At 68.8% G+C, this 11,414-nt stretch carries 12 protein-coding genes; 4 read left to right on the forward strand and 8 right to left on the reverse strand.

Translation table 11 applies throughout. The features are described from left to right. Positions 1–220 precede the first annotated feature (220 nt). The gene (locus ACIRQH_RS31060; protein ID WP_388869904.1) at positions 221–811 is read left to right on the forward strand and encodes a YdeI family protein; all 591 of its coding nucleotides are present in this window, start codon (positions 221–223) and stop codon (positions 809–811) included. A gap of 121 nt (positions 812–932) precedes the next feature. Here ACIRQH_RS31060 and ACIRQH_RS31065 read toward each other — a convergent pair whose 3' ends face one another. Beyond that, entirely contained in the window at positions 933–1,550 is a 618-nt protein-coding gene (locus ACIRQH_RS31065; RefSeq protein WP_358816212.1) for a YceI family protein, read from the reverse strand. A gap of 290 nt (positions 1,551–1,840) precedes the next feature. Here ACIRQH_RS31065 and ACIRQH_RS31070 point away from each other — a divergent pair, with 290 nt between their 5' ends. The 3 genes from ACIRQH_RS31070 (at position 1,841) to ACIRQH_RS31080 (ending at position 4,448) form a co-directional block, all read left to right on the forward strand. Beyond that, a complete protein-coding gene (locus tag ACIRQH_RS31070) occupies positions 1,841–2,338 on the forward strand; it encodes a hypothetical protein (protein WP_358816213.1) in 498 nt (165 codons plus the stop codon). A 250-nt stretch (positions 2,339–2,588) separates the two neighbouring features. Continuing rightward, the gene (locus ACIRQH_RS31075; RefSeq protein WP_358816214.1) at positions 2,589–4,196 is read left to right on the forward strand and encodes an acyl-CoA carboxylase subunit beta; all 1,608 of its coding nucleotides are present in this window, start codon (positions 2,589–2,591) and stop codon (positions 4,194–4,196) included. Between the two features lie 57 nt (positions 4,197–4,253). Continuing rightward, a complete protein-coding gene (locus tag ACIRQH_RS31080) occupies positions 4,254–4,448 on the forward strand; it encodes an acyl-CoA carboxylase subunit epsilon (protein WP_081219609.1) in 195 nt (64 codons plus the stop codon). A gap of 219 nt (positions 4,449–4,667) precedes the next feature. Here the strand turns inward: ACIRQH_RS31080 and ACIRQH_RS31085 are convergent, their stop codons facing one another. The 7 genes from ACIRQH_RS31085 to ACIRQH_RS31115 form a co-directional block, all read right to left on the reverse strand. Beyond that, positions 4,668–5,249: an ATP/GTP-binding protein gene (locus ACIRQH_RS31085; protein ID WP_006375305.1), complete on the reverse strand. Its 582-nt coding sequence runs from the start codon at positions 5,247–5,249 to the stop codon at positions 4,668–4,670. After that, a complete protein-coding gene (locus ACIRQH_RS31090; RefSeq protein ID WP_358816215.1) occupies positions 5,230–5,826 on the reverse strand; it encodes a DUF742 domain-containing protein in 597 nt (198 codons plus the stop codon). Before ACIRQH_RS31090 ends, ACIRQH_RS31085 begins: the two co-directional genes overlap by 20 nt. 94 nt (positions 5,827–5,920) lie before the next feature. Continuing rightward, positions 5,921–6,334 (reverse strand): roadblock/LC7 domain-containing protein, encoded by a 414-nt coding sequence (locus tag ACIRQH_RS31095; protein ID WP_054219305.1) that lies wholly within the window; start codon positions 6,332–6,334, stop codon positions 5,921–5,923. 10 nt (positions 6,335–6,344) lie between these two features. After that, on the reverse strand, positions 6,345–9,575 hold the full coding sequence (locus ACIRQH_RS31100) for a nitrate- and nitrite sensing domain-containing protein (RefSeq protein ID WP_388869899.1): 3,231 nt from the start codon (positions 9,573–9,575) through the stop codon (positions 6,345–6,347). Between the two features lie 355 nt (positions 9,576–9,930). Then, positions 9,931–10,506, reverse strand: coding sequence for an ATP/GTP-binding protein (locus ACIRQH_RS31105; RefSeq protein WP_028802395.1), 576 nt, complete (start codon positions 10,504–10,506; stop codon positions 9,931–9,933). After that, a complete protein-coding gene (locus ACIRQH_RS31110; RefSeq protein ID WP_355867773.1) occupies positions 10,487–10,885 on the reverse strand; it encodes a DUF742 domain-containing protein in 399 nt (132 codons plus the stop codon). Before ACIRQH_RS31110 ends, ACIRQH_RS31105 begins: the two co-directional genes overlap by 20 nt. 111 nt (positions 10,886–10,996) lie before the next feature. Then, positions 10,997–11,410 carry a roadblock/LC7 domain-containing protein gene (locus tag ACIRQH_RS31115; protein ID WP_044471908.1) on the reverse strand — a complete coding sequence of 138 codons (414 nt, stop codon included), beginning with the start codon at positions 11,408–11,410 and terminating at the stop codon, positions 10,997–10,999. Positions 11,411–11,414 lie beyond the last annotated feature (4 nt).

Below are 11,414 nucleotides of genomic sequence, written 5' to 3' on the forward strand. Positions count from 1 at the left end.
GTGCTTCACTGAGATTTCTCCCCTTCGCGGCGTATCGAGCTGCGGACCGCTCCACTCGATCTGGTGTCGGCGAACGTATTTCGCTGACGAGAAAAGTGTCAACAATTATGTTGATTTCATTGTTGACACCTAAGAACTCTCAGCACGGGCACAGGAAGCGCCGACGAGAACAGCACGGCCGGAGCGGGAGAACGGATGCCGCGCGGGCTAGCTTCTCCCCATGGCCGATTCCGGCGGGACCGAGAACGCGGCAGGCGTCGAGACCTTCGCGGACGTGGAGGCGATGGACGCGTGGCTGACCGCCCACGCCGGACTCCGAGGCGGTGTCTGGGTGAAGGTCGCGAAGAAGGGGGCCGGGTTCGACTCCGTCGGCGCGGCGGACGTCAATGACGTGGCGCTGTGCCACGGCTGGATCACGGGCCACCGCAAGGGGTACGACGACGCGTGGTTCCTCCAGCGGATCACCCCGCGCCGGCCCGGCAGCGTGTGGTCGGCGGTGAACGTGCGACGCGTCGAGGAACTCGCCGAGGCGGGACGTATGCGGCCCGGAGGCCTGGCGGAGGTCGCGGCGGCACGGGCGGACGGCCGGTGGGTGGCGGCCTACGCCTCGCAGAAGGAGGCCACGGTCCCCGACGACCTGGCCGCGGCGCTGGGCGGGAACCCGCGTGCCCGGAGCTTCTTCGACGGGCTGGGCCGGACCGACCGGTACCGGGCCGTGGTGGGCCTGCTGCGGGCGCGGACCCCGGAGACCCGGGCGGCCCGCCTGCGGGCCGTGATCACCGAACTGGAGGCGGGCCGACGGCCGAAGTGAGACCGGCCCCCAAAGCCGGAGCGCCCGTCCCTCGCCCACGGAGGGGCGGGGGTACGGGCGCGCTCGGGGTACCGCGTGAACGGTCGGCCGGGCCGGCCGTTCACCGGCGGGAGCCGACGGCTCAGTCGGCGTTGCGGATCGCCGAGATGTCGAAGTTCAGCTTGATCTTGTCCGAGACGAGAACGCCACCGGTCTCCAGCGCCGCGTTCCAGGTGATGCCCCACTCGGAGCGCAGGATCTCCGCCTTGCCCTCGAAGCCGACGCGCTCGTTGCCGAAGGGGTCCTTCGCGGCGCCGTTGAACTCCAGGTCGATGCTGATCTCCTTGGTGGTCCCGAGGATCTCCAGGTCACCGGTGATGCGGTAGTCGTCGCCGCCCAGGGCCTCGGCCCTGGTGGAGCGGAAGGTCATCGTCGGGAACTCGTCGATCTTGAAGAAGTCGGCGCTCTTCAGGTGACCGTCACGGTCCGCGGAACCGGTGTCGATGCTGTCCATCTTGATGTCGAGGGAGGCGGTCGACTTGGCCGGGTCGCTGCCGTCCAGGTGCAAGCTGCCCTCGACGTCCTTGAACGAGCCCTTGACGTTGGTGACCATCGCGTGGCGGGCGACGAAGCCGATCGTCGAGTGCGCCGGGTCGACGGTGTACTCGCCGGTCAGCGCGGCCAGCTCCGGGGTGACGGGGGTCGCGGCGGAGGCCGGCGACTCGGCGGCGTCGGTGGACTTGCGGCCGAAGATACCCATGACGTGCTCCTTGAGGGGACGGGCCACGGTTCGGATCGGAGCCGCAGCGTTGGTCTGTTGAATCTTCAACGAGGTCAACAGGGGGAACCGTAGACCTATTCCGTTCAAGTTTCAACATCATCCGCAATGTGTCTGTGCCGTCACGTTATGTCATCTCCCACCGCCCTCTGGCGAACGCGCGTAGAACTCGGGCACCATCTGCGTGCACCCCCTGCACAGCCGCCCCACAGGAAGCACGGCCGTACGCCGTACGGCCGCCGACGGTCCTTCGCAGGAAAGGTTCCCCCCGCATGAAGCTCAGGTCCACGCTGACCGCTCTCGCCCTCGTCGTCGCCCCCGGTGTCGCCGTCGTCGGCACCTCCACCGACGCCTTCGCCGCCACGAAGATCAGCCACGCCACCGCGACCTCGATGTTCCGCCAGGTCGGCATCACCTGGTCCTCCTCCGGCGGTTGCTCCGACCGCAACAACTCCACCTGTACGTCCTTCGACCAGCTGAACCTGGCCACCGCGCAGGGCGCCCAGACCCTCAAGGGGGCCAGCGGCTGCGCGCTCAACGTCACCGGTGGCACCGAGACCGGACACGCGAGCGGCACGTACTCGCACTGGAACGGCTACAAGCTCGACTTCGGCAAGAACACCTGCGTCACGGGCTACGTCAAGAACACCTTCACCTACATAGGCCTGCGTGGTGACGGCGCTCCGCAGTACAAGTCCGGCTCCGGCAACATCTACGCCGACGAGGGCAACCACTGGGACGTCCTCTACTACAACTGTGGCGGCTGCTGAGCCCTCGCGCGAGGTGACGCGGACCCCCGTACAGGGGTCCGCGTCACTCGGGGGATGGCATGCGCTCCTCATGAATGTGAGGTGGCTCTCAGCGGAAGCCTTTGTTCGACCCCTACAAGCAGAAGCCCCCTTGAGCAGTCCGATTGCCTGCATGAGGTGGTGGTTCTGTTCAGGGTTACCAGGAAAACGGGCCGGAGACTGTGCAGAGTCGACGGGCCCCTTTCCTTGGTGGACTTCGTATGGTCACTACATGACCGTTTTGGACGAGGCCGGCTCCGCAAGCTCCACGAGCTCCACTGGTGAACCGACGGACGCGCGCGGGCGTGTGGCGGAGCTGCACGCGATCCGTGCCGAGGCTCTGCGCGGACCCAGCGAGAAGGCGACCGAGGCGCAGCACGCCAAGGGCAAGCTGACCGCCCGGGAGCGCATCGAGCTGCTGCTGGACGCGGGCTCGTTCCAGGAGGTCGAGCAGCTGCGCCGGCACCGGGCGACCGGGTTCGGCCTGGAGGCGAAGAAGCCGTACACCGACGGTGTCATCACCGGCTGGGGCACGGTCGAGGGCCGCACGGTCTTCGTCTACGCCCACGACTTCCGCATCTTCGGCGGCGCGCTGGGCGAGGCGCACGCCACGAAGATCCACAAGATCATGGACATGGCCATCGCGGCCGGCGCGCCGCTGGTGTCGCTGAACGACGGCGCGGGCGCCCGTATCCAGGAGGGCGTCTCGGCGCTCGCCGGCTACGGCGGCATCTTCCAGCGCAACACCAAGGCCTCCGGTGTCATCCCGCAGATCTCGGTGATGCTCGGCCCGTGCGCGGGCGGCGCGGCCTACAGCCCCGCCCTGACGGACTTCGTCTTCATGGTCCGCGAGACCTCGCAGATGTTCATCACCGGTCCGGACGTGGTCAAGGCGGTGACGGGCGAGGAGATCACCCAGAACGGCCTGGGCGGCGCCGACGTCCACGCGGAGACCAGCGGCGTCTGCCACTTCGCGTACGACGACGAGGAGACCTGCATCGCCGAGGTCCGCTACCTCCTGTCGATGCTCCCGCAGAACAACCGTGAGAACCCGCCGCGCGCCGCCTCGGACGACGCGTCCGACCGTCGCAGCGAGGTGCTGCTGGACCTGGTCCCGGCCGACGGCAACCGTCCGTACGACATGACCAAGGTCATCGAGGAGCTCGTCGACGACGGCGACTACCTGGAGGTCCACGAGCGCTGGGCCCGCAACATCATCTGTGCGCTGGCCCGGCTCGACGGCCAGGTCGTCGGCATCGTGGCCAACCAGCCGCAGAGCCTCGCGGGTGTCCTCGACATCGAGGCCTCCGAAAAAGCTGCACGCTTTGTCCAGATGTGTGACGCTTTTAACATCCCGATCATCACGTTGCTGGATGTCCCTGGATTCCTTCCGGGCGTCGACCAGGAGCACGGCGGGATCATTCGGCACGGCGCGAAGCTGCTGTACGCGTACTGCAACGCGACGGTGCCGCGGATCTCGCTCATCCTGCGCAAGGCGTACGGAGGTGCCTACATCGTCATGGACAGCCAGTCCATCGGGGCCGACCTCACCTATGCCTGGCCCACGAACGAGATCGCCGTGATGGGCGCCGAGGGCGCCGCCAACGTCATCTTCCGCCGCCAGATCGCCGAGGCAGCCGACCCCGAGGCCATGCGCGTCCGCATGGTCAAGGAATACAAGGCCGAGCTGATGCACCCCTACTACGCCGCCGAGCGCGGTCTGGTCGACGACGTCATCGACCCCGCCGAGACCCGCGAGGTCCTGATCAAGTCGCTCGCGATGCTCCACACCAAGCACGCGGACCTGCCCTCCCGCAAGCACGGCAACCCCCCGCAGTAACCCTGCGGATCCTCCGCGGTACCGCCGCGGAAACCTCTCTCATGGAGACTGAGACCTATGAGCACCCCTGACATCCGCGTCGAGAAGGGCCACGCCGAGCCCGAGGAGGTCGCCGCCATCACGGCGATCCTGCTGGCCCGTGCCGCCGCCGCTCCCACCGATGCCGCTCCGGCCCACCGTGCCCGCCCGCGGGCCGGCTGGCGCCGCCTGGAGCGCGAGGGCGGCTTCCGCGCCCCGCACAGCTGGCACTGAGCGTCCCGACGACCGACAGCCCCGCCTCTCCTGTCCGGAGGGGCGGGGCTGCGGCGTTCTCCGGACCCCGGCGGCCCGCCCACCGGCTCCGGTACCGCCGGCGCCTACGAGGCCGCCCAACACACCCTCACGGGCCACGAGTTCGGGTGCCCCACGGACGACGGCCCCCGCTTCTCCGTGGGGAGAAACGAGGGCCGACGCCTCGGAGTGGGGGAGGGGCTAGCGGAGCCGCGCCATCAGGGCGTGCTCCACGAGCGTGATCAGCGCCGACTTGGCGTCCGCGCGGTGGCGGGCGTCCGTCGTGATGATCGGGGTGTCCGGGCCGATCTGCAGGGCCTCACGGACCTCGTCCGGGTTGTACGGCTGGCTGCCGTCGAAGCCGTTGAGGGCGATGACGAACGGCAGGCCGCTGTTCTCGAAGTAGTCGACCGCGGGGAAGCAGTCGGCGAGACGCCGGGTGTCGACCAGCACGATCGCGCCGATTGCGCCGCGGACCAGGTCGTCCCACATGAACCAGAAGCGGTCCTGGCCGGGGGTGCCGAACAGGTACAGGATCAGGTCCTGGTCCAGGGTGATGCGGCCGAAGTCCATGGCGACGGTGGTCGTCGTCTTGTCTCCGGTGTGCGTGAGGTCGTCGATGCCCGCGGAAGCGGACGTCATGACGGCCTCGGTGCGCAGCGGGTTGATCTCCGAGACGGCGCCGACGAACGTGGTCTTGCCCACGCCGAAGCCGCCCGCCACCACGATCTTCGCGGACGTGGTGGAGCGGGAAGGCCCTCCGCTAGAGCTTGCGAAGTCCACTGAGCACCCTTTCGAGCAATGTCACGGCTGGCTGGCCGCCGGCGCTCTCGTCGCCGCCCGGCTGATGAATGGCGACCAGGCCCGCCTCCGCCAAGTCGGCGACGAGGATCCTGGCCACGCCGAGAGGGATGGTCAGCAGGGCCGAGATCTCGGCCACCGACTTGATCTCCCGGCAGAGGTTGCAGATCCGCTGATGCTCGGGCAACTGGCCCTGCATCTGGTGCGGCTGCGCGGTGGTGTGCACCAGTGCCTCGATGGCGAGCTGGTAGCGGGGCCTGGTACGGCCGCCTGTCATGGCGTACGGACGCACCAGAGGGTTGGACGCCGCGGTGGGCGACGGCTCGGGCGAGCGTCGCTGCGGTTGCACGGGCTGGATGCGCGGCGCCGGCGGCTGGTCGTACGGAGACGGCCCGGGGCCCTGGGGGCTCTGGGGCGGGTACGGCTGCCGCCGCTGGCTGGGCGCGGAGGGAAAGTTGTACCGGTTCGGGTTCTGCGAACCGTCGCCCTGGCCGCCCTGCCCCTGGCCGGGGCCGTACGACCAGTTGCCCGAGGACGAACCGCCTGGGGGTGTCACCACTTTCTCCTCCTCCGACTGTGCCGGGAACCCGTCACTGTGGGTCCGCGTCCCGAAACCTTACGGCCACAAGACGCCAATACGCACCGTCTGTCTGTTAGTTGAGAAGGCTGCCCTGGAGCTCCGCACGGAGATCCGGGGTCAGGACCGTGCCCGCACGGTCCACCAGAAGCGCCATCTCGTACCCAATGAGGCCGATGTCCGCCTCCGGGTGTGCAAGGACCGCGAGCGACGAACCATCGGAAACGGACATGATGAAGAGGAATCCTCGCTCCATCTCCACAACCGTCTGGTTCACATGGCCGCCCTCGAAGATGCGGGAGGCGCCCGCGGTCAGCGAGGTCAGACCCGACGCGACGGCGGCCAACTGGTCGGCGCGGTCACGGGGGAAGCCTTCGGACATGGCCAGAAGGAGTCCGTCGGCGGAGACCACCACCGTGTGCGACACCCCGGGGGTGTTGTCCACGAAATTGGTGATCAACCAGTTCAGGTTCTGCGCCGCCTGGCTCATCGGACTCACACTAACGCTCCTGGTTGTAGGTGCCGTCAGAGCCGAAGCCCTGACCGTTCGTGTCACTGCCTGCATTGCGTCCCCGCTCGACGCCCCGACGCAGGTTGCTCAGCCTGCCCCGGACGTCCTCGGGGGCGCGGGAGACCTGGGGGCCGCCCTGAGGGGTCGATTCGGCGGTGCCCTCGACCAGGTTGGCCTTGGGTACCCGCCGGGGCAGACCGGACGAGGTGACCCCGCCCGCCTTCGGCTTCTTGAGCTGCTCGGCGCGCTGCCAGCGGTCGTCGTTGGACGAGCGCCAGTCGTCGTCGCCCTTGCCGTCGGGAGCCGGCGCGGCCTGCTCCCTCCGGTGGTCCGCGGGGGCCTGGCCGTTGCCGTTGACGTTGCCGCCGGCGGTGGATCCGCGGCGGGGCAGTCCGGCATCGGTCATCGCGTGGGGGGCCGAGGGGGCCGGTCCCGGACGACTGAAGCCTACGCGGTCCTGCTCACTCACGTCAGCGGCCTGCGGTGATTCCGCTTGCGGAGCGTAGTCGGAGCGGTAGCCGCCCTGGTACGCCTCCTGCTGCGGCCAGTCGTCCTGGTAGGACGGCTCTTCGAAGCCCGAATGCGTCTCCGGTGCGGAACCGCGTGCTCCGGCGTGCTCCTCCTGGACCGCCTCCGGATAGGAGGCCTCCGGGTAGCTGCCGGTGGACGGGAAGTACGCCTCGTCGTACGCGGCGCGCTGCGGCTCCTCGTACGTCGTCTGCTGGTCGTACGTCGTCTGCTGCTCCTCGTGCACGCCCTGGCCGCCGTCGTACGCCGGAGCGCCGTTGTAGGGCGGCTGTCCGGTGTCGTAGGGCTGCCGGCCGTCGAAGCCCTCGGTGTACCCCTGCGGGCCCTCGATGGCTTCCATGCCCTGTGCCTGGGCCTCCAGGGCCGCCCGGCGCTCCTCGCGCATCAGGGAACGGCCCACCGGGTCGAGGTCGCGGATGTCGTCCGGGACCTCGTAGCGGCTGTCGTCGAAGCCGAGGTCGGCGGCGGTGAGCAGCGGCTGTTGCTGCTGCTGGCCCCCGAAGCTCTCGCCCTGGAACGACTGCTGCTCCGGGATGATCTGGGACACGGTGAACTCGTCGCGCATCGGCTGCTCGCCGCCGCCGCCGTGGGTGATGGCGTCGGGGAGCATGACCAGCGAGGTGGTGCCGGCCTGCTCGCCCGAGGGGCGCAGCTGGACGCGGATGCCGTGCCGGTCGGACAGCCGGCCGACCACGAAGAGGCCCATGCGCTGGGAGATCGCGGCGTCCACGGTCGGCGGGTTGGCCAGCTTGTGGTTGATGTCCGCGAAGTCCTCGGCGGTGAGGCCGATGCCCTTGTCGTGGATCTCCACCATGATGCGGCCGTCCGGGAGACGGGTCGCGGTGACGCGGACCTTGGTCTGCGGGGAGGAGAACGTGGTGGCGTTCTCCAGGAGCTCGGCGAGCAGGTGCACGAGGTCGGTCACGGCGCGGCCGTGGATCTCGGCCTCCGGGACGCCGGAGAGCTCGACGCGCTCGTACTGCTCCACCTCGGAGGAGGCGGCGCGCAGCACGTCCACCAGCGGGACCGGCTGGTCCCAGCGGCGGCCGGGCTCCTCGCCGGCGAGAACCAGGAGGTTCTCGCCGTTGCGGCGCATACGGGTCGCGAGGTGGTCCAGCCGGAAGAGGCTCTCCAACTGGTCCGGGTCGGCCTCGTTGTTCTCCAGCTCGGTGATCAGGGTCAGCTGGCCCTCGATCAGCGACTGGTTGCGGCGCGACAGGTTGGTGAAGATCGCGTTGATGTTGCCGCGCAGGAGGGCCTGCTCGGCGGCCAGCCGGACCGCCTCGCGGTGAACCTGGTCGAAGGCGCGGGCGACCTCGCCGATCTCGTCCGTGGTGGTGATCGGGATCGGCTGGACGCGGGTGTCGACGCGGCCGGGGTCGGTGCGCGAGAGCTGGTCGACCAGCATCGGCAGACGCTGCTCGGCGACGTTGAAGGCCGCGTTGCGCAGCTGGCGCATCGAGCGGCTCATCTGGCGGGCCACCATGCCGGCCAGGATGAACGCGGCGAGCAGGGCGATCACGACGGCCGCGCCGGTGATGATGGCGTCGGTCTTGGCGCTGTCGGAGATGTCCGCCGCCTCGGCCACGGCCTTGTCGGAGAGGTCCGACTCGATCTGGCGGTAGGCGTTGTACTTGGCGGTGTTGACCGCCCACCAGTTCTGCGCGGTGATGCCGTTGCCGGCGAGGGCGGCGCGGTCGCTGTCCTGCGGCGACTTGAGCTGCGCGAGCGTCGTGACCATCACGGTCGGGTCGGACGGCGGCTTCACGTAGTTCGGGTCGGCGGCCGCGGCCTGCTTCCCCTGCTCGGTCAGCTCCGCCTTGATCTTCGCCTGGGCGGCGGAGAGCTTGTCGGCGTCGGCCTGGGTGCCACCGCCGATGTACTCCTCGACGGCGATGCCCTCGAGGTAGGCGTACGAGGACAGGGCGACGCGCTGGTTGGCGAGGCTGCTCAGGCCCGGGCCCGGCTGGACCAGCATGTGCATGCCGATGGCGCGCTCCAGCGACAGGGCCGCCTTGGAGAGCGAGATCGCGTAGACCGTACGGCCGTAGCTGGTGATGTTTCCGGTGCCCAGACCGAGTTCGTTGGCGAACTCCATCAGCGGGTGCTGGATCTGGAGGTAGCCCTCCTCCGTCTTCACCCCGGGGAGCTTGGAGGTGTACGCGACCTTCCGCAGGGAGTCCAGACCGGGCTCGACCTTGCGGAAGATGGCGAGGCGCCGCTCCAGACCAGCCGTCTTCGGCATGTTCTGGGCCGCCGCGTCGAACGCGTCGGCTGCGGCGTCGGTGTCCTTGCGGACGGCCGTGACGGCCGCCTTGTCCTTGGCGCTGGCCTGGCTGCCCTGGAGCAGCGGGGCCGCGCTGACGTCACGTTCGACGAACAGCTTGTCGCCGTAGTTCAGCGCCGCCTGCACCAGACGCGCCGTCTTCTCGGCGTCCTGGGCCTGCTGCCAGGTGTCGATCGAGCTCCTCACCTGGAAGCCGCCCATGACAAGGCCGACCACCACGGGTATGAGCAGGATCGCGTTCAGCCTGGCCGGCACACGCCAGTTGCGCGGGGAGAAACGGCCGCCGCTCGGCGCGGGCGCCGGGACGGGCTCCGGGCCGGGCATGTGTGCGGGCGCCGCTCCGCGCGGCGGCGGGGTGAAGTTGCCCCGTGCCGACGGCTCGGGACCGTTCGTGCTTCGCCTCACTCGACCAACAACCTCTCGGCGTCGGCACCTACGTTGTGCCGCGGTATCTCCAGCGCCCGTGACTTAGCTACTGGGCAGTTCAGCGCATTCCAGCACGTCAGGGAGCGCCCTTCCAAACACTCGGAACCTGCGGTTCCGGGTGGCATCGACCCCAGATAAAACGGTCATAAAGAGCGAGCCCCGCCAAAAGGCGGGGCTTTCATGAGCGCAGCGGTACCGGGTGACCGCGAACCGTGTCGGGGCGGGTGAAATTCTCTGTCGAAACGTTATGAACACTGTGGCCGACCGTGTCAAACGACACAGCCGGCTCCAGTTCGTCTACGACAACTTCCTTATGGTCCTGTCGACTTGGCTGCTACCGCAGCCGAGCCATGAGAGCGTGCTCGACCAGCGTGATCAGAGCGCTCTTCGCATCCGCACGGTGTCGGGCGTCCGTCGTGATGATCGGAGCGTCCGGACCGATCTGGAGGGCCTCGCGCACTTCCTCGGGGTTGTACGGCTGGTGACCGTCGAAGCCGTTGAGGGCGATGACGAACGGCAGGCCGCTGTTCTCGAAGTAGTCGACCGCGGGGAAGCAGTCGGCGAGACGCCGGGTGTCGACCAGGACCACCGCGCCGATGGCGCCGCGGACCAGGTCGTCCCACATGAACCAGAAGCGGTCCTGACCCGGCGTACCGAAGAGGTACAGGATCAGGTCCTGGTCCAGGGTGATACGGCCGAAGTCCATGGCCACCGTGGTGGTGGTCTTGTCCCCGGTGTGGGTGAGGTCGTCGATGCCCGCCGAAGCGGACGTCATGACGGCCTCGGTGCGCAGCGGGTTGATCTCGGAGACGGCACCCACGAACGTGGTCTTGCCGACACCGAACCCACCCGCCACGACGATCTTCGCGGAGGTGGTCGCCCGGCCTCCGTCAGAGCTTGCGAAGTCCACTGAGCACCCTTTCGAGCAAAGTCACGTCCGGCGCGCCGCCGTTGTTCTCATCGCCGCCAGGCTGGTGAATGGCGACCAGTCCGGCCTCCGCGAGGTCCGCGACGAGGATCCTGGCCACACCCAGAGGCATGGACAGGAGGGCCGAGACCTCGGCCACCGACTTCACTTCCCGGCACAGGTGGCAGATGCGCTGGTGTTCGGGGAGCAGCCCCATCAGCTGCGCCGGGTCGGCCGTGGTGCTGATCAGCGCCTCTATGGCGAGTTGGTACCGCGGCCGGGTCCGGCCGCCGGTCATCGCGTACGGACGTACCAGCGGCTGGTCGCCCTCGTCCCCGTACGGATCAGCGTACGGATCATGAGAGGCGGTGGGCGGGGTCATGAATCCTCCGGGCGGGACAGCAGGTTGGTCAGTCGTGCCGTCTGTTGAGGCCGGTGGGGGGATTGTGGCGGCCGGACGGTGATTTCGTGCGGTGTCTGGATCCGGGGGCGGTCAGTGAAGCAGACTGCCTTGTAGCTCGGCACGCAGGTCCGGCGTGAGGACAGCGCCCGCACGGTCGACGAGCAGTGCCATCTCGTAGCCGACGAGACCGATGTCGCAATCCGGGTGGGAGAGGACCGCGAGGGACGATCCGTCCGAGACGGACATCAGGAAGAGGAAGCCGCGCTCCATCTCCACGACCGTCTGGGCCACCGTCCCGCCCTCGAAGATCCGGGATGCCCCGGCGGTCAGCGAGGTCAGGCCGGAGGCGACGGCCGCCAGTTGGTCCGCGCGGTCGCGGGGGAAGCCTTCGGACATGGCCAGAAGGAGTCCGTCGGCGGACACGACGACGGTGTGGGACACCCCAGGGGTGTTGTCCACGAAGTTGGTGATCAACCAGTTCAGGTTCTGTGCCGCCTGGCTCATCGGG

This window comes from Streptomyces sp. NPDC102279 (assembly GCF_044766365.1).
In the GTDB taxonomy this organism is placed as follows: Bacteria; Actinomycetota; Actinomycetes; order Streptomycetales; family Streptomycetaceae; genus Streptomyces.